The organism is Rhodococcus sp. BH5, assembly GCF_027583855.1.
GTDB lineage: Bacteria > Actinomycetota > Actinomycetes > Mycobacteriales > Mycobacteriaceae > Rhodococcus_F > Rhodococcus_F qingshengii.
Map to the genome: position 1 here is coordinate 1 of NZ_JAJHVW010000023.1, position 17,220 is coordinate 17,220.

General features: G+C 59.5%; 21 protein-coding genes. 8 read left to right on the forward strand and 13 right to left on the reverse strand.

From position 1 onward, the window contains the following. Nucleotides 1-123: 123 nt before the first annotated feature. Nucleotides 124-489, reverse strand: coding sequence for a hypothetical protein (locus RhoBH5_RS30175; protein WP_270009249.1), 366 nt, complete (start codon nucleotides 487-489; stop codon nucleotides 124-126). After that, complete coding sequence (locus RhoBH5_RS30180) at nucleotides 482-1,270, reverse strand: ParA family protein (protein ID WP_270009250.1); 789 nt, start codon at nucleotides 1,268-1,270, stop codon at nucleotides 482-484. The genes RhoBH5_RS30175 and RhoBH5_RS30180 overlap by 8 nt, the downstream gene beginning before the upstream one ends. 691 nt (nucleotides 1,271-1,961) lie before the next feature. Between RhoBH5_RS30180 and RhoBH5_RS30185 the strand changes: the two genes are divergently transcribed. Together RhoBH5_RS30185 and RhoBH5_RS30190 are read left to right on the forward strand one after the other, a co-directional pair. Beyond that, the gene (locus tag RhoBH5_RS30185) at nucleotides 1,962-2,819 is read left to right on the forward strand and encodes a DUF2637 domain-containing protein (protein WP_270009251.1); all 858 of its coding nucleotides are present in this window, start codon (nucleotides 1,962-1,964) and stop codon (nucleotides 2,817-2,819) included. 61 nt (nucleotides 2,820-2,880) lie between these two features. Further along, nucleotides 2,881-3,819, forward strand: a complete 939-nt coding sequence (locus tag RhoBH5_RS30190; protein WP_270009252.1) for a hypothetical protein — start codon at nucleotides 2,881-2,883, stop codon at nucleotides 3,817-3,819. Between the two features lie 458 nt (nucleotides 3,820-4,277). On the opposite strand, the gene RhoBH5_RS30195 is transcribed toward RhoBH5_RS30190, so the two are convergent. After that, a complete protein-coding gene (locus RhoBH5_RS30195; protein WP_270009253.1) occupies nucleotides 4,278-5,180 on the reverse strand; it encodes a type II toxin-antitoxin system death-on-curing family toxin in 903 nt (300 codons plus the stop codon). Next, complete coding sequence (locus tag RhoBH5_RS30200; protein WP_270009254.1) at nucleotides 5,180-5,326, reverse strand: hypothetical protein; 147 nt, start codon at nucleotides 5,324-5,326, stop codon at nucleotides 5,180-5,182. The genes RhoBH5_RS30195 and RhoBH5_RS30200 overlap by 1 nt, the downstream gene beginning before the upstream one ends. A gap of 175 nt (nucleotides 5,327-5,501) precedes the next feature. On the opposite strand from RhoBH5_RS30200, the gene RhoBH5_RS30205 reads away from it, so the two are divergent. Further along, nucleotides 5,502-5,756 (forward strand): hypothetical protein, encoded by a 255-nt coding sequence (locus RhoBH5_RS30205; protein WP_270009255.1) that lies wholly within the window; start codon nucleotides 5,502-5,504, stop codon nucleotides 5,754-5,756. 277 nt (nucleotides 5,757-6,033) lie between these two features. On the opposite strand, the gene RhoBH5_RS30210 is transcribed toward RhoBH5_RS30205, so the two are convergent. The 4 genes from RhoBH5_RS30210 to RhoBH5_RS30225 all read right to left on the reverse strand — a co-directional run bounded on the left by RhoBH5_RS30210 (nucleotide 6,034) and on the right by RhoBH5_RS30225 (nucleotide 9,744). Then, on the reverse strand, nucleotides 6,034-6,615 hold the full coding sequence (locus RhoBH5_RS30210; protein WP_270009256.1) for a hypothetical protein: 582 nt from the start codon (nucleotides 6,613-6,615) through the stop codon (nucleotides 6,034-6,036). A 381-nt stretch (nucleotides 6,616-6,996) separates the two neighbouring features. Then, nucleotides 6,997-8,316, reverse strand: a complete 1,320-nt coding sequence (locus RhoBH5_RS30215; RefSeq protein WP_270009257.1) for a Rep protein — start codon at nucleotides 8,314-8,316, stop codon at nucleotides 6,997-6,999. A 440-nt stretch (nucleotides 8,317-8,756) separates the two neighbouring features. Further along, entirely contained in the window at nucleotides 8,757-9,092 is a 336-nt protein-coding gene (locus RhoBH5_RS30220; protein ID WP_270009258.1) for a hypothetical protein, read from the reverse strand. Nucleotides 9,093-9,237: 145 nt separating this feature from the next. Continuing rightward, nucleotides 9,238-9,744, reverse strand: coding sequence for a hypothetical protein (locus RhoBH5_RS30225; RefSeq protein WP_270009259.1), 507 nt, complete (start codon nucleotides 9,742-9,744; stop codon nucleotides 9,238-9,240). A gap of 208 nt (nucleotides 9,745-9,952) precedes the next feature. Here RhoBH5_RS30225 and RhoBH5_RS30230 point away from each other — a divergent pair, with 208 nt between their 5' ends. Both RhoBH5_RS30230 and RhoBH5_RS30235 read left to right on the forward strand, forming a co-directional pair. Continuing rightward, nucleotides 9,953-10,426: a helix-turn-helix domain-containing protein gene (locus tag RhoBH5_RS30230; RefSeq protein ID WP_270009260.1), complete on the forward strand. Its 474-nt coding sequence runs from the start codon at nucleotides 9,953-9,955 to the stop codon at nucleotides 10,424-10,426. Between the two features lie 251 nt (nucleotides 10,427-10,677). Then, nucleotides 10,678-11,115 (forward strand): helix-turn-helix domain-containing protein, encoded by a 438-nt coding sequence (locus RhoBH5_RS30235; RefSeq protein ID WP_270009261.1) that lies wholly within the window; start codon nucleotides 10,678-10,680, stop codon nucleotides 11,113-11,115. A gap of 1 nt (nucleotide 11,116) precedes the next feature. On the opposite strand, the gene RhoBH5_RS30240 is transcribed toward RhoBH5_RS30235, so the two are convergent. Together RhoBH5_RS30240 and RhoBH5_RS30245 are read right to left on the reverse strand one after the other, a co-directional pair. Beyond that, the gene (locus RhoBH5_RS30240) at nucleotides 11,117-12,193 is read right to left on the reverse strand and encodes a DUF6545 domain-containing protein (RefSeq protein ID WP_270009262.1); all 1,077 of its coding nucleotides are present in this window, start codon (nucleotides 12,191-12,193) and stop codon (nucleotides 11,117-11,119) included. 86 nt (nucleotides 12,194-12,279) lie between these two features. Then, nucleotides 12,280-12,795 carry a hypothetical protein gene (locus tag RhoBH5_RS30245; protein ID WP_270009263.1) on the reverse strand — a complete coding sequence of 172 codons (516 nt, stop codon included), beginning with the start codon at nucleotides 12,793-12,795 and terminating at the stop codon, nucleotides 12,280-12,282. Between the two features lie 121 nt (nucleotides 12,796-12,916). Here RhoBH5_RS30245 and RhoBH5_RS30250 point away from each other — a divergent pair, with 121 nt between their 5' ends. Then, on the forward strand, nucleotides 12,917-13,618 hold the full coding sequence (locus RhoBH5_RS30250; protein ID WP_270009264.1) for a class I SAM-dependent methyltransferase: 702 nt from the start codon (nucleotides 12,917-12,919) through the stop codon (nucleotides 13,616-13,618). A 68-nt stretch (nucleotides 13,619-13,686) separates the two neighbouring features. Further along, complete coding sequence (gene fabG / locus RhoBH5_RS30255; protein WP_270009265.1) at nucleotides 13,687-14,409, forward strand: 3-oxoacyl-ACP reductase FabG; 723 nt, start codon at nucleotides 13,687-13,689, stop codon at nucleotides 14,407-14,409. A 237-nt stretch (nucleotides 14,410-14,646) separates the two neighbouring features. Here fabG and RhoBH5_RS30260 read toward each other — a convergent pair whose 3' ends face one another. Genes RhoBH5_RS30260 through tnpA form a run of 3 tightly spaced genes read right to left on the reverse strand, consistent with a single transcriptional unit; the run spans nucleotide 14,647 to nucleotide 16,301 of the window. Continuing rightward, nucleotides 14,647-15,252 carry a hypothetical protein gene (locus tag RhoBH5_RS30260; RefSeq protein WP_270009266.1) on the reverse strand — a complete coding sequence of 202 codons (606 nt, stop codon included), beginning with the start codon at nucleotides 15,250-15,252 and terminating at the stop codon, nucleotides 14,647-14,649. A 20-nt stretch (nucleotides 15,253-15,272) separates the two neighbouring features. After that, the gene (locus RhoBH5_RS30265) at nucleotides 15,273-15,833 is read right to left on the reverse strand and encodes a hypothetical protein (RefSeq protein WP_270009267.1); all 561 of its coding nucleotides are present in this window, start codon (nucleotides 15,831-15,833) and stop codon (nucleotides 15,273-15,275) included. Between the two features lie 51 nt (nucleotides 15,834-15,884). Continuing rightward, nucleotides 15,885-16,301, reverse strand: a complete 417-nt coding sequence (gene tnpA, locus RhoBH5_RS30270; protein ID WP_270009268.1) for an IS200/IS605 family transposase — start codon at nucleotides 16,299-16,301, stop codon at nucleotides 15,885-15,887. 17 nt (nucleotides 16,302-16,318) lie between these two features. On the opposite strand from tnpA, the gene RhoBH5_RS30275 reads away from it, so the two are divergent. Then, a complete protein-coding gene (locus RhoBH5_RS30275) occupies nucleotides 16,319-17,101 on the forward strand; it encodes an RNA-guided endonuclease InsQ/TnpB family protein (protein ID WP_270009269.1) in 783 nt (260 codons plus the stop codon). Nucleotides 17,102-17,220: the final 119 nt, after the last annotated feature.

Below are 17,220 nucleotides of genomic sequence, written 5' to 3' on the forward strand. Positions count from 1 at the left end.
ATTCGAATCCTGCCGGGTCCACGTCCCACCGTCGTATGCGAACCTGCGGTCTACTGCGCAATTCAGAGCGGCTTCCTCCTCCCGGCCCTGAAGGGCCAGGCTTCCGCCGATTGGTCAGGTGAACTATTGAGCGATTTCACCGTTTGCATCGATCTCCGGGACGTCGTTGCGATCAAGGAACTCTTGCAGAGCTACGTCAACGACCTGAGTAACTGCGTATCCGTGTTGACTCGTGAACCAGTTGAGTCGTTTCGAGGTCGGCACGAGGATCCGTGTGTTGAGTGGCTCCTTGGCCGGCCCCCGTTTGGGTTCGAGGGCGATACCCGGCGTGGGGTGCGCGAGCGCCGCCGGAGGGGTTTTAGGGGGCTCAGCGGGCGATTGACCGGCCTGTTGGGGGGCTGACTCAGGAACGACTCGGGCAGCTTCTTCGCGTCGCTGGGCCCTGGATGGCCGGGTGCTGGTGTTTCCGATTCCGGGTGAGTTAGACATTGATCTTCATCCTCTCAGCGATCTGTCGCGCTGTTCTCTTGTAGTCGCCTGCTGCGGTGCTGGCGGGGGCGTGAAGGGAGACCGGGATTTGCTTGGCTGTCGCCTCTCCCACCCGGATGGTCTGGGAGATTTCGCCGAGGTACTCCTCTGGCCAGTCTCGCCGGAGGTTCTTGCGAACATCCTTCGCGAGTTGAGTGCGGCCATCGAAGTTCGTCGCGAGAACGAAGTGGATGTCGACATCGGGGTTGAGGCCTTCCTGAACGTCGAGCACCGTATTTCCGAGACCGACGAGCGCTTTGAGTTCGTCTGCGCCGGGCGAGACTGTCGCTAGAACACTGTCCGCCGCTGCGACTGCGGCGGTGGTCAACTCCCCCAGCGACGGAGGGCAGTCGATGACGACGATGTCGTATCCGGTCAACGCGTCGAGTTCCCGAGCGAGTCTCGCTTGTCCGCCGGCTCCGAGCCCTGTGCGTTCAAGCTTGCGGAGGGCAAGGTCTCCCGGTGCAACATCGGGTCCGTGGGCGCTCGTCTTGATGACTTCGGTGAGCGCAACTCGCTCCGAACGATCCTCGTGAAGAACTTCGTACATGGTGGCGTCGTCTGGGCCGAGTTCGATCGCCAGCCCTTGTGTGGCGTTAGCCTGCTGATCTAGATCGATCAGCAGCACCTTGAGCCCGAGAAGCGTCAGTTCGACGGCCAAGTTTGTTGCCGTCGTCGTTTTGCCTACTCCGCCCTTTTGGAGCGCTATCGCCAGTACGCGTGCTTGTCTGTGCGGGGCCATGCCCACACCTCCCTTTCGGTATCGACGGAGGCCGCCAGGTTTTCTCGCCGAACAGCATCCGCGAGCACATGCCTGCGTGCCGTCATGCGGACAACAATATCCTCATGCATGCAAATTAGCAAGCACGTTTGCGCGCACGCACGCGTACCGTAATGCATGCATACATACATACATACATGCATATTTGCGCGCATGTGCACCTTCATATTTGCACACATACATGCAGGTTTGTTTGCTGGCACACATGCGCGCTAGCTAACTTACGCGCAGCCGCGCATGTCTGCGAGTACTGTTGCATGCATGTTCGCTTGCTTTCGTGCACGCATTCCTACATGCTTGTGTTTGTTCTTGCATACGTGCGACAAAAGTTGCAGAATTGCCAGCGTCACCCAGATGGAAATTTGTCGCGACAATCAACAACGGAAAAGCCGCCGTGATCAGCACCTATCGTGCTCCATTCATGCAAAACGAGTGGGAATTTCGAGCGCGGAAGACCGCCACGAAGAAACCGAGTACGCCCAACCCGACAGTAGACAGGTCAACTATCCAGTAAGCGTTTGTCGCATCAGTGTCGCAAATGCAATCGCCGCCGACGCGCTAATGGAGCTGACCTTCTGCGGGAAACTCCACATTTTCGCAAACATGAAACGGTGCGATCTGCGCCGTGACTGCTACGAGAGAGGACAGCTCAGTGCCTCCATTTCGGACAACCGATGCCGAATACAACGATGACGACGATCGCTCCGATCATCTTCCGCCCGCCAGTTCCGCACCCGAAACAGAAGTAACGAAGACCAGTCGCCTGCCTTTTTGGAGCGCAGTAGTTCTCACCGGAGTCATCACAACAGCATCGTTCGTCCTCAGCTTTGCCGCCTTGTGGGACCTCTTCACTCAAGTCGGGCAGCCCAGAAAACTCTCGTGGCTGTTCGCGATCTTGCTCGACGGCGCCATCCTTCAGGCGACCATCTCGGTCGTCTGGCTCGCGGACGCACCGGGAGAGAAGGGGCGAAGCGATCGCCGATTCTTCTGGATCGTGCTGATCTTCTCCGCCACCGCAAGCATCTTCGGTAACGCTTTACACGCATACACAAACCATGCCCCTGAATTCGACCCGCGCCTGGCCGCCGTGATTGCGACGATCGCGCCGGTAGCGCTCCTGTTCTCTTCCCACGGACTCACAATTCTCGCTCGCCGCTCTCGTCCCGCGCACGTAGCGACCGTCCGTGCAGAGACAGTAAATAGTGCTTACTCCGCTGTTTCGACCACGGCTGAAATGAACGAGGCGGACGCAGCAGAGCAAACCCCATCCGACCATCCACAACCGCGGCTTGATTCGGCAGAAACGACGCCAGGGCCTCCAACCAAGAAATTCTCCACACCAGATGAGCGAAAAGAGCATGCGCTCGCCCTCAATGCAAGTGGGGTGCCGATGCCCGGCATCGCAGCTGCAGTCGACCGATCACCATCGACGATCTACCGATGGATTGACGAAGCCAAAGTGAATCGCCCCCTCGTCCCACAAGGACGCCAACTGACGAACGTCGGATAGGCAGGGGGCGGGGGAGGGCTTGTTGGGACAAACTTCCCTAATTCCCTGCACACTGGTGGTCATGTTGAGCGCAAGGATTCGGGACGACGACAGTTTCTGTTACGGGTGGGCGCTACGAGGGTGGGCTCCCGAAGATGTAGAAGCTGCCAACAAAAACGATCAGTTCCGTTGCCCCGGTTGCCAGGCGGGTGTTACCGCGTTGTCGTACAAACCACACAATCAGGTTTCGCCGCACTTCCGCTTCGCCCACGGAGGCGGCCATGACCCCACCTGTCAGTGCAGCCCGAAAGCAGTCGCAGCCAACAAGGCCCTGATCGACAGAGACGCGTCGATTCCCACCATCGTTCCCTACCCGATATATCTGATCGATCCACCCACTGAGCGATTGGTACGCAGCGACGATCCCGACCTCGCATCCGCCGAGGATCAGCGGCCTTCGTCCATCCCGCCCCGCTTGAACATGGACGGCGAAGCAGCGAGGGCGGCGGCGAGTCGCCCCACCTTGATCGGAGCATTCGCTGCTGCTCACATGGAGATGAACCACGCTCAACGCATCATTGCGCGTATCGAATTGCCGGGCGTCACCGACGCACATCGGTATCAATATGCGTTCAAAGAGCTACCCCAGTGGAACATCACTAAGCTAACTTCACCACGAATTTTCTATGGCCAACTGCGCTACACGGCGCCGATCGAAGATACCGGGACCACCTATCGCATCCAATGCCACGCCGGCGAGTGGGACAACGACACGAGATCATTCACTCGCCCGTGGACACTCGTTGCTCACTACGAAAACTGGACAAAAACGGGCCATACTCTCTTCCTTGACGAGTTCCACACCGTGACGTCCCAGGCTAAGCGTCACCAGAATGAGGCTTGGACGTACCTACTCGCAACTCAAGATCCGATCAACCTCAACGAACTGCATGTAGAAATTCGGCAGCGGATCGCCTTCACCGAGCGCAAACCTGCGCAAAAGAAGCGATCGAGGACATAGCCGGTTCTTCGATAGAACTTCCTCGAACTGCCCTTATGTAGCGCACACACGAATGCGAACTCACACGCAACGATGCACGCATATTTGCGCTAAGGATTGCACCCATAGTTGCGCGTACTGATGCTTGCATCATTGAAGATAGGGCGCTCACCCGACGTCGCTTCGCCGCGGCCACATACGCCGGATCCCGCCCTGGTGTGCCGCGTCGTTGGTGGCGAGACTGAGGTACTCAATCACTTCGCGAGGCGTTCGAGGAGCTGGCTCCAGCACTGAGCTTCCTCGCGGACGATACCGGCGACCTTCGCCGGATCTGCGTAGGTGACGTTGGGCGACGGACTCGTCTCGGTCACCTCGCTTGCCTGTTTTGCCTGCGCCACAGAGTCCACGACGATAAACGCCGACTTCCACTGGAAACGTTTCCACGCCAGCACGCCGCAGTGAGCGACGTGAGACGGTACCTACACGCTCCAGTCCGGAATGGTCAAAGGTTCACTGCTGACAAGGGTTTCGATCTCCGGAACAAGTTTGATACTTAACGGGAGCTTGGTCAGCAACCGGCCGTTTCGCGTGACGACGAAACGGATCAAACCTTCACCTCGCACGTCGAATTTGATTCCCCCGTTGAAGGTCACCGGCATCAATCCGTGCGGGTGATGGGGGCGACCGCTCGACATCGGCACACCGAAATCGCGCGGGAACTGGTAGCTCGTGATGGTAGCGACGTCGGTACGGGAATGCTCGATTTTGACGTCGAATTCCTGCGCGACACCGATGTCAACCGGGGTGAAGTGGCAGCGCACGGCGAGATGGACCTCCAGTTGTGACGGAACCTCGGTGACACCGATCGACGCGATCCCCAGCCGGTCGGCGTCAAGGACTGCTCCGTCCGTTGCGGCGTAGCGAGTGAATCCCATTCCGAGGACCGCCCAGTCGACGCGGTCGCTGCGCCCGAACTCGTTGGCGTGCTCCCATTTCGAGCGGAACCACTCGGCGGCGATCTCGACGGTGCGGTCAGGGTCTTCGTCGGTGTCGAAGATCTTCTGCGCCACTGCTTGCACCAGCGCTTCGGACTCGATGTCCGCGACGAACGGCAACTCCATCCCGTTCGCATCGAGGAAGATCACGGCCGCCAGCCAAGCGGTTCGCTTGTTTCCGTCCGTGAAGTACTGCGTGCTTGCGATCCCGTGCAGATACGCCGCCGCTTTGGACCACACATCGGGGAAGGTGTCATGGTCGCCGAAGCCGGACTGGGGCCGGTGTGCGTTCGTCTCCACGCCCGACATGCTCGAAACACCAACGCCGCCCTCTTGGGCGGCGTTGATGTCGATCAGCTGTTGAACGGTCAGGTAATGCGTGGGCACTATTTGAGGCGATCGAGCAGTGTCGACCAGCGGCTCATGTGCTTGTCCAGAAGTGCCTGAGCCTTGGCATCGTCGATCGACGGGCCGGCGGCTACTTGTGCCAGCACCTTCTCGTCCTGCTGCTCACGGTGGCGTACATCGGTCATACCTCGAGGGTACGTCAGTGAGCCAGCATCAGTACAGAGATACGAGCAGCGAGCCTACTCACACGAAGTTGCCAGGTCAGAGACCGAGAGCGGCTAGTGCGTGTCTGGGTCCTCAGTCAATCCCAGTTTGCTGTCGAGCTTTCTCTTCAATTTCTTCCGGTAGGGCAGCGAGAAGTTGGGCGATCTTGTCGCTGTCCGGTTGACGGTCGTCGAGGCGGGGGAGTTGTTCTCGGTAGAACGCGCCATGGTCGTCGTTGTCCGCGTCCTGAGTGGGTGGCGCTTCCCGCTACGCGGCGGCGTAGTGATGGATCGGGTTCCGGTACGCCGCCGGTGCGCGACCGGATCCCACCCCGGGGGCGCCGGGATCAAGAGGTGGGCCCACGGCATTCCGCTGTCGATCCAGTGCTGTCGCCACATCTTGTGGGTGTAGCCGCGGTCGTGGTCGTTCCACCCGAACTGAAACCTGCAACACGGGCAGAACTGCAGGGAAGCGTCAGTGTCGTCGTTGTAGTACGGACGCTCCGTCAAGCCCGGGTATCCGCAGATCGGACAGGTGTAGGCCACCCCATTTTGCTCGTCGAAGTACGCCTTACCTTGACCCGAGCGACAACGGCTGGGTTGTCGATCCGAGACCGCTACAGGCGTTCGCGTTGTCGGTCTGATCAGCTTGCGAGCGCGCACTTCGTCCGTGAGGGCGGGGGAGGATGTCAATCCGTGGTTCCGGAACCGTGGAGGGTGAGGTTGCGCCTGCTGGGTCCGTGCACGGTGACGCCGCGTTGCGCGACGGCGCTGGCGTTGTCGCGGAGCACTACTCGGGTGTGGTCTGTTGCGTTGACCGTTGCGTGGCCGGCGGCATGGACTGTGGATGCGTCGTAGGCGTTGACGGTGGTGTTTTCGCTGGCGACTACGACGGCGCGGTCGCATGCGTTGATTGTGGAGTTGTTGTGTCCGGTGACCTTGCAGTCGTCGAAGGCATCGACGGTGGCGCTGGTGTAGGCGTGCAGCTCGGTGACGCCGGTGGCTTGGACTGTTGATGCGTCCGTTGCGACGATGGTGATTCTTTGGGGAAGTTTCTTGACCAGGTTGATTCGCACTTGCGAGACGCCGGCGATGCGCATCGTCCAAGATTGGGTTGTACCTGCGAAGTGGGAATCGTCGAGTTCGAGGACGCGGTCGGTGTCGATGATGATCGTACGGGCGCCGGCCGAAAGGCGAAAGCGAATGTCAGCTGCTGAGCGGCACGGGGTCTTGGGCCGCGGAGTCCGCTGGACGTGTGCGTGGGTGGTCATTGCTCAGCCCTTCACTGTCGACTGACTGGCGGATTCGATAGCTGGAGGAATGGGATCGAGACTATGCGCTGGTGCAGGCTGACGGCGGATGTCGCCGTGCTGGTGTCGCCCATGATCAGTTGGGTCGCTCTGTCTGGCTTTCACGAGGTCCCGTGAGATCAACTCCGGTTCGAGCAAGGGCTTCGCGTCCGAACTTCGCCGCTTCGGCGCCGCTCTTGATGGTTTCGGGGTTGACGGGAAGCAATTACATGTCGCTCTCTGCCCATGCGGAAACAGCCTCGTAGTCAACGTTTTCGTAGTCGATTTTCTTGCCGGTGTTCATCTACTGCCTCCTATGAACGCGGTGATAGATGCTCTGGTCATGCCGGGGTTTTGCCCCAGTCAATCCGATCGTGCCATCCGTACTGCGGCCAAATGTTGTGCGAAGGATGTCCGGGCGGCTGCTCTGGTCGCTGATGAGGCTTGTGCAGCGTCTCGGCGTGCTAGTTCGTCCTGGCGCTGGGCAATTTCTTTGCGTCGGGCTGCGTCCGCTTGAGCGCGTTTTTCGCTGGGTGAGGGGCGGGTCCAGTCGAGTTGGGAGAGTTTGAACCGTAGGAAGGCTATGGGGGACGTGATTTCGCTGGCTGTGGGCCATATCTGGCCGTTGTCGGCGGTGTGGCGTGAGAGCGCTTGGGCGATGTCTCGGCCGGTCCAGCGGGTGGTGTCGATGCCGGCGGCGCGGATTCCGTCTGCGATCACCCCGATGTGGCTGGATGTGTTGAAGATCGGTGCATGGACTGCGAGGGACGCTGCAGCTCGCTGCAATTCGATGGGCCGTTGTGTGTTCGTGGAAATGGTTTTCCTCGCGTGCGCGCGTTGGTGAGTTCTTCCTACGGAAGAAAAAGACAAAACAAAAGTACTTGAAGATAGGGGGTCACGCCCGGTTCTGTTCGAGCTTCCGCTGGCTGTGGCTTTGGAGTGATCGGACGGGGTGGACTTGTTCGGGCGCGCGACTGCAGCGGGGGCAACGGTGCGAGTGCGGCGACTTCGCTGTGGGCGCTCAATCGGGGGAGTGGACATTACGACGGCCTTCGGCGAGGACAGTGACCAACTCGATGCTGCCTTGTGCTGACGGCCTCCGTGATGTGCTTCCGCGGCCAGGTACTCCGACGTCGAGAGCGTGCGCCCTCTGGCGTGTTCGACGCCCATTGCGAGGGCTTTGAGCACTCGGCGTGAACGCATGATGGTGCTGTTGGAGGCGCCTGCATGTTCGGCGATCACGGCTTTCGATGCGGTGACTCCGCGGCCGGTGCGGGTCTCGGCGAAACGAGCGTGTGCGTTGGCGCATGCCATGAGGGTGTCGACAGCGATGCGGTTCGCAGCAAGTGCAGTGCGGCCGTGCTCGGTTTCGGTGACCTGGTGTCGGAGCTGGCGGAGCCATTCGGTGCGGCCGGACCAGATGGGAACGCGAGACTGCTCGGACGGCTCGACGGGCAGGGCCCACGAGGTGCCTCGCTGGCCGCTTTCAGCGTTGACCGTTTCGAGTTGTTCGATGCGTTCTTTGGCTTTACGGACCGTTTCGGCCCATTCGGTGTCGGCATCAGTGCAGGTCGGTGCGGTGGTGGTGTTGTCAGGATTTTGGTGCGACTCGCCGAAAAGACGACTTTCGCTTTGAGCTTTTGCTGCATCAGGGTATGGGTTACCCTGAGACGTACCAGTCACAGGTAGTCCCTTTCTTGGGGGAATGCAGTTCGACCCGAAGTTGAAGCTGGACACTTCTTCTTCACCTAGAAACGAAACGAGTTCGGAAGCCCGGCCAGGCTTACCGACTACGGCGAAACTTTTGGTTACACAAACCCCCGCAAGGGGGTTTCGTCGTTTCTGGAGGTCGTACTGCTATTGAGTTAGGTATCGAGGTCGTTCACTGCGCGTACTGGGCGGTGTGTGTCGGGCCTTTCTGAAGATGGGTATAGCCACCCCACATCACAGCACGAGCAAGGACCCTTTTCGGGGAGCCACGCGGAACCGGTTTCAGCCATCGGGGCTGCTCAGGGCCCCCGCCAGCGATGGTGTATATATGTCCGATCATTGGGCGCTCCGCATGGAGAAAGTCGCGCCTACCAGCCCGCACAGCCCCATGACAGCGGCCAGAATCATCGGAGTCATCGTGTGTGTGCCTGCGTTGCGGCGTGGCGGTCGATGAAGCTGCGAAGCGCGGCTGCAACCTCGTGGATCTCCTCGGCCGTTGCGGTCTCCGGCTCGTCTGCGACCAGATCCGCAAGATCGCGCAATGACTCCTGCAGACCCGCAGATAGATCCGGAAGCACGATTTGGTGGGCGAGAACCTCACGGATAACCGTTTGAGCGAGCTGATGCGCTTCGCCCATTTCCTCCAGGGTCGGGTTCAGTAGTCCACTTTCGTGGAGCAGGGTGTCCCGGACGACGTCGACGGGTGTGCTCACCCGTGTTTCAGCGGTGGGGTTCGTCGAGCTGGTCACGATGCCACTCCTAGAGGTAGGTGAGCGTGCTGCGCGGGGGATGCAAGGGGGGAGCGATCCCTGCTGAAATCGTCGATGTGGGGCAGGGGCACGATTTGCAACGCCAAAATTGCCCCAGCGATGACAGTCTCCGGACTCGTCCCAGTCATGACGCCAACGCAGTGGAAGTCGGCTGAGCGTGGTGCTCGTTGATGTCGCGGATAGCGAGGGTCCCCGGAATCCTCCGAAGCGTGATCTGGCGCCCCTCATCGTCGTAGGCGATACCCGCCCAAACCATCGCGCGCGGATCTGTCGCAGCAGCTTTGCACGCTGCGAAAATCGGGCATTCGTAGGCGCACTTACCGATCGCCCTCTGCAGTTGTCCGGCGTCCGCGGCGTCGACGTCCCATGCGGCTGGATCGCTCGTGCAGGGAATATCTGACGGAGGGACTGCTGCTGTATGGACGGTCACTGCATCATCGCTGACAGGGAGTCGAAAGCTCAGCTCTTCCCGGACTGCGTGCAGCAACTGGCAGGACTTCCTGTCGCGGCATCCGCATGACCCGTCGTGCTCGTGGATGAACCGGCGGAGCTGCTGGCTGGTCCACACCAGTAGTGCATCAATTTTGATACTTGTTTCGTCAACATCGCCGACGACGCCTATCGTGTTCATTGCGGGACTCCGGTTCTGCGTGGGAAATGCTGGACGGTCTGCTAACCGTTCGGTTCTCGTCCCCTGGCCGTTGGCGCGGCTGGGGGACTTTTCACTTGGTTTTGAATGCGATGTTCGAGTTGTGGTACAGCAACTCAACCGAAACGTATCACGATAATCCGGACGTCGCATCAGGCACACGGTGACTGCTGGTGACTAGATTGAAACAATGTCCCACCGTGAGCGAAGGCAAAGTGTGAGCAGGCGATTCCTGTTGGGGTTCAATCCCGAAGCTCTCAGACTTCGCAGGACCGCGCTGAAAATGTCTCGCGGTGACCTGGCCCGCGCTGCAAATCTCAGTGTTAATGCCATCGCTGCTTGGGAGAGCGGGCGTCGCACCCCCCAGGTCGATTCCTTGGCTCAGGTTGCGGCTGCGCTCAAGTGCGAGATTGGCATGTTCGTGGAAATGAGGCCGGGAGAACGTAGCCTCGCGGACCTCCGGGTCTTGGCGGGGCTCACCCAGCCCCAACTCGGAAAACTGGTGGGAATCAGTACGACGGTGATCAGCTCGCTCGAGCGGGCCGAATCGGGACTGTCCGACGCTCGGGCTGCTGCCCTCGCCCAAGCTTTGAACGTAGATATCGAGACAATCAAGGCCGGATATGCGAAGGCTCGGAACCGAGCGCCTGGCGAACGGCCCTAGCACGCGATATCGGCTGTGACCTGCCGGGTTACGCAAGAATTCCACGCCGTCGGTCGATCTTTTCGGCTAACTCCATGAAACCGACCTCCCTTATTCGCATGAAGCGAATGCTAGGGGAATCTCGGGTGAATCGCAACGCTTAGGGTCTCTCGCGCGATATGTACAGTCTTCACGTACGCCCTACGGGCTTCACATAGGCCTTACTAGGGCGTTCCCACAAGCTGCATCCCCTTTCGTTGTAGAGTGCAGACATGGATGAGGCGAAGTTGGAGCGATTCGGAACGCTCGTGCGTCAGCGGCGTCTCGAACTGGGTTTGACGCAGGACCAGGTTGCCGCCGCCGGCGGACCATCGGACAAGAGGCAAACCCAGATAGAAAAAGGTGCGTCACCCGCCCCGAGCATCACTACTCAGGCCAAGGTCGACACAGGCCTTCAATGGACGCCAGGTAGCGCGGCAGCGACCCTCCGTGGAGGAACGCCCACCAAGCTGGAAGATGAGCCAGCAATCACCGAAGAGGACGTCGATCGCGCGGTTGCCCTCGCCCTCGCCCTCGAACGGACCGGTGTCACGCAAGTCGGCACGCGTGGAGCCCACCGCAACGCCAACGGCCGACTCAGCAATGAAGTCATCGACCAGCTGATTGAACTGCTCAACTCGTTACCGCCAGCACATCGCACCGCTGAATAGTTCAGCCAACCAATACGCCCGGAACTTGTGTTCCGGCGATTTTTCGTGCGAGCGGCCAGACTTTCAGCAAGGATTCCTGGTCAGTGAAACTCGCCGTGTGTTGCGCTCCCGCATTCTTCCTGCCCCCGATCGACTTCAGATATCGCGCAGTCAGGATGAGTTCGACAGCTGAGAGAACAGTTTCCTGAAGTTCATCGGGAACGGTGTCCTCTATCGTCGCTTCGACCTCGGCACTGAGTGGCTGGACGTAGCGAGAGACGATTGCGATCGAATCGTGAATTTCTGTGCGTCGACGACGCAAGCGTTCGGCGGAGGTCTTGGGCCGGTCTTCGCGAGAGAGCCGCAAAATCTTTTCCGGCGTACCGATCTCGGCCAGATCGTGCCAGATCGGTTGGAGGGAGCGAACAGTTCTCGAATCGCGGTCCACTCGGAACAATGCCATCAAGGCTCTGACGGAGGACGGTACCGCCGTCAGGATCGAGGTGCCGATGAACACCAAGAGAAGCTCGCCACTGGCCCGGACCTCGGTATCTTGGGTAAAGGCGTTGTCTACACCTGCGGAAGCCATCACCGCCCCGATAGCGAGGATCGCCATGTTGATCGCGCCGATGGAACCGACCGAGAAGATGATGGCGAGTACCGCTTTGTCTCGGGTCGTGTCTGCCGCCTTCCGCCATGCTGACGGCACGAGCCACATCGCATACAGGCATGCGGCGATCGTCATGGCGCAATACAGCACGAAGTACGTGCCGTATTGCCACCCGAGCGCATCCTGAATCAGCATCCCTCGTTCGCGGGCTGAGCGGCTGAGCAAGAGGAACAGAACACCCAAAATGCAGGTTGTGGTGACCCAATACGGGTAGCGCCGCCGGTATTCCCTTACCGGCTGATGGTGGAGCATGAACAGCCCGATGCATGAAGTGGTCGTCATCAGCAATGTGAAATGCCAAATGTCGTACAACAGCAACGTCTCACCCGGCGCAATCCATTGTGCGACAGCGGGTTCACGCAGCAGGGCGGTGATCGCGCCCCAAATCAGAACCTGGTTGATTTGCCGGTCGGCGGCAGTCTTGCGCACTAGCGGGACATGAACGAGTGCCACAAAGCAGATGACGCACAGAAAGGTCAGGGTGAGCCAGACAGGAAGGCGGTCCGAATGCCACATTAGAAAGCTCGGAGGAACCCGCGCCTACGGGCCGTGGCCTCGGATGCCTGGGTGGTGATGATGTCTGCGAACAGCTCTGCGTCGTACTCGTCAGGGTCGTCGTAGTCCGTCAGTCCGCGTGCGGCTTTCACCATCGAGAGGTCCAAACCGTAAGCCTCGAGGTTGATGCCGGTCAGCAGCTCAGCCAACCGTGCTTGAGTGAGTTCGTCGTCACTCCCATGGTCGAGAAGCATATGAGCGCACTCATGAGAGACGATCTGGTGCAATTGAGTCGGGTCGTCGGTGGGTCGGTGAAAGATGACGTCGGTGTCCGGGGTCGCAAGCCACACGCCGCACAAGCCAACCACGGCAGTGTCAGGCAAGGGGAGGATTCGCAGACCCCTTTTGCGGAGCTTCTCGACGGCGCTGACGAATTCGTCGACCGTCCATGCCTCTTGCAGGTTCAACTCCGCAACCACGGCCTCAAGCCGGGCGCGGCTCGAATTCGTCCGTCCGCGATCACGTCGACCAAACATCGGTTGAACCCCTTCCATGAGGACATGCCTCGCGTTTGCCTAACAGAGACACTCTAGTGCCGTCCGGCACTGTTACCGTCTGACGCTTATCGCAACAAATAATCGAAAGGGCGTACGAGTCGTGAGCACCAATGGAGTCGGCAAGGAAGAAAAGGCCGGTGCAGCTGTCTACACCAGGGGGTTTCTTCCCCTCTACGACTTCTATGTCCTGACGCTCAGCAACTCGATCGCCTGGAAATGCTCGCGTCAACGTTTGCTCGCGCACTACAACGACAACGTCAGTGCGAATCACCTGGACATCGGACCAGGCACCGGTTGGTATCTCCGTGAGGCGACATGGCCGACTGCTGACCCTGTCGTCACACTTATGGATCTGAACTCCAACAGTCTTGAAATGACCTCAGGACGACTCGCCAGCACGGGTGCTCGCGTGCAGACCCATATCGGCAGTGTCCTAGCTCCCTTCGGCGCGGGATTCGGCCAGTTCGATTCTGTCGCTGCGAATTTCCTCTTCCACTGCGTGCCCGGTACTTGGGAAGAAAAGGGTAAGGCTTTCCAGTACATCGCGGACGTGACCTCGGATGAGGGCGTGTTTTTCGGGTCGACCATCTTGGCGAAAGATGTCAAACAAAACATCGTCGCGAAATCCCTTATCTCCCTCTACAACAGTGTCTTGCACGTCTTCCACAACACGGATGATGACGTGAGCGGCCTCACAGCGGCACTTGATCGTGCATTCGAGGACGTGGAGGTCAATGTAGTTGGCACCGTAGCTGTTTTCTCCGCACGCAAACCACGCCGCATCGACTCCACAACGAAATAGTCCTCCCCTTAAAGCGCGTTTGGAGGACGCCGTCAGCTCGTTCACGTCAATTCGATAGGTTGTGCACTATGCCAAAAACCACTCCGCGCACTGTTCTGGTCACCGGCGGCAATAGGGGCATCGGCCTCGCGATTGCACGCGCTCTCGATGCCGAAGGTCACCGGGTTGCTGTGACACACAGGTCTTCGGAAGCGCCTGAGGGACTGTTCGGCGTCAAATGTGATGTCACCGACACCGACTCCGTCGACCAAGCGTTCACGGCCGTAGAAGAACACTTCGGACCCGTCGAAATCGTCGTCTCCAACGCCGGGATCACCAAAGACACATTGGTCCCACGCATGGGTGAGGATGAATTCCTCTCCGTCCTCGACGCCAACCTCGTCGGAGGCTTCCGCGTCGCCAAGCGTGCAACACGCAACATGATCAAGCAGAAGCACGGCCGATTCATTTTCATCGGCTCCGCGTCCGCCATGTCTGGCGTCCCCGGCCAAACCAACTACACAGCATCCAAGGCAGGACTGATCGGCTTCAGCCGCAGCCTGGCCCGCGAACTCGGCAGCAGCAAGCGTGCAATCACCGCGAATGTTGTCGCCCCAGGATTCACCGAGACCGACATGGCCGCTGAGGTCGACGAGAAGCACTTGGAAACGATGAAGGGTCTGATCCCCCTTCAGCGCTTTGCGCAGCCCGAAGAAATCGCGTCAGCCGTCGTTTGGCTCGCCTCCGACGGTGCCGGCTACGTCAACGGCGCCGTCATCCCCGTCGACGGCGGTATCGGAATGGGTCACTGACCACACGGCTTAGTATCTAGTCCCACAACCAAAGTGGTCCGTAACAGCTCGATAGTCAGCTGATACGGACCACTTTTGCATGTCGGAAGGTTTGAGTTGTCACTGATCGGCGTCGTGCTTTGACTGCTCGTGATCGGATCGAGACTGGTCCACCGTGAGCGCTAGCGCGAGCAGAAATTCTCTTGTGCTGCAACTAGAGAGGGCTATAGACACCCAGTTTCTACGGCTGTGTTCTTATCAGCCGAGTTGAGCGTAGGCAGCCTGCGCATAGGGAAGAGATTTGGTGTACTGCGCCCGGACCTTGTCCTCAGTGCTGCGGAATGAGTTGTTCTCGCCCTTGACGGTGCGATCGGAGAAGTATTCACGTCCGGAGTAGTGATCGGAAAGTTGAATTGCGACGGCATAGTCGACGACATCATTTTTCTTCGCGAGATTCTCTGGTCTTTCCGCACCTTCGTAGAAGATGTCGATCGCAGTATTGATTGCCCCGTCGTCCAGGTGACTGCGGTTATCCCACTGGGCGTTCCAGCCGAAGAGGTTTCGAAACACCTGTCCGGGTTGATGAAACATCCAGAGTTGCTCGCCGCGTGCAGCGATTAGTGCAGCTACAATGGCGCTTTCGTCCGCTTGACGGGCTTTTCCGAGCTCGATAATCCGCGCTACCGTCTTACGTTCGTCCTGCGCTATATGGGCGATGGTGCTGAATGGTTCTACGGCCGCTGTGGTCGTCTGGCTGTTCGATGGTGTGGGTTCCGGCTCAGGATTGTCGTTGCTGCCGCAACCTGCCAATGCGGCTGTAGACAGGACAGTCGCAGCTAGTGCGATCGCGATGCGGTGCTTCATGGTTCCCCCTGATAGTCGTCTTAGTAGGAGAGCGTATCGATCAGCCACAGGCCGCTGGTGTTGGTGAGGGTCAACCAGACGGTGGTGTCGGGCTCGACGGCACTGGATGTATCACCGGTGACGGCGGTCTGCGAGATGGACGCGACTCGATGCACGCTGGTATCGGTATCGGGCGGGCACCCGGAACATCCGATCATCACTTCGGCGATGATGCGGGCATTGGTCTCGTTCCACCGGTCCCATTGCAAGCCCGGTCCTTTGTCGGTGCGTACGTCGGCCGTCAGGCGAGAACCGAGTTCCGGGGTGAACCATTGCGCTGCTCGCCGAAATCCATCCGCAGGGCGCGCGTCCATGCCAGGTGTCCAGGTGAACGCGATGGTCATCGCTTGTCGTGCAACATATTCAGGTGAAGTTGTGTCCGGTTTCGGTGTGGGAGTGGGCTGCTCTTGGGGCGTGGAGCTTTCGACGGATGTGGGTTGCTGGGCGGCGTCAGCTCCCTCGCCGCCGCCTGCCCGGCAGGAGTACAGCAGTACGGCCGCCAAAGCTGCGATGACCACGGAAATCGCGATGGCTTTCTTCATTCGATGCCGCCCGAGAAACCCCCTGCTTGAACTGCGAGGAGGTAAGGGTGTTTATGCGTTGCGTTGATTCTCGACATACTCTTTGATGACCTCCAGGGTTGCGCCGCCAACTGTTGCGACGAAGTATGAGTTTGTCCAAAGTGTAGGAATTCTGGATTTGAGGGTCGGAAACTCTTGTCGCAGAAGCCGTGACGAGCGTCCTTTGATCTGTTTGACGAGTCGGTGAATGCCGTACTGGGGATCGCAGCTGACGAGCAGGTGAACGTGGTCGGGCATCGTCTCCAGGTCGACGATCGATGCTTCCCGCTCCGCGCAAACTTCACGAATGATCGCTTTGAGTCGGGTGTCGATGTCCCCCTCGATGACCTTCCGTCGATACTTCGGGCACCACACGACGTGATAGGTGCATCGGTAGACCACGTTGTTGTTCGATCTGACTTCGTCCACACAAACAATATACAACTGCATGCTGTATATTTTCGGGCATGGAAGAGGTTGTGCGGTACAGCTTCCGGATGCGACCCGGTGCGAAAGCTGAGCGTGCACTGATCGCTGAGTGGCACCGCTGCCGCTTCCTGTGGAATGAAGCTGCCCACCAGCAAAGGACGCACCAGAAGCCTTCGTTCGGCAAGCTTTCGAAACTTCTCACCGACACCCGCCGACGCAGTCAGTGGCTGCGGGACGGCTCCCAGGTCGCTCAACAACAAACCCTGCGGACCTACGCCAAAGCGCTGGACCATTCGTTCACAGTGAAGGGTCGCGGCCGCCCGGCCGCCAAGTCGCGGAAGAATGCGCGGCCGTCGCTTGAGTACACCGTTCGAGGTTTCACCCTCAAAGACGGGAAACTGGGCCTGCCGAAAGGTGTGAGCATTCCGGTGGTGTGGTCGCGGGAGCTTCCCAGCGATCCGACATCTGTTCGGGTGACGCAGGATTCGTTGGGGCACTGGTACGCCTCCTTCGTCGTTCGCCGCCCTGTGGAAACAGCTCCGCTGGCGGAGGATTCCATCGGCATCGACTGGGGCGTGGCAGTGACGGCAACCATCAGCGATCCACTGTTCGATCTTCCGCACCTGGGGCACCGGAAACGCTGCGCCGCCGAACTCGCCAAAGCACAACGGAAAATGTCTCGAGCGGGAAACGCGGCCCACAGTCCGCTGGGTATGCCCGCGCCGCTCGTGAAGCGGCGAAACTGCACAAGAAAGCCGCACGCCAGAATGCGCATGCTTCCCGCATATGGGCGAAAGCAGTTGTCGCGAAACATGTGTTGATAGCTGTGGAGGATTTCAAACCGAAGTTCCTGGCCAAATCGACGATGGCGAGGAAGGCAGCGGACGCCGCGATCGGGTCGGCGAAGCGGGAATTGATCGAGCGTGGCGAGCGGGCTGGC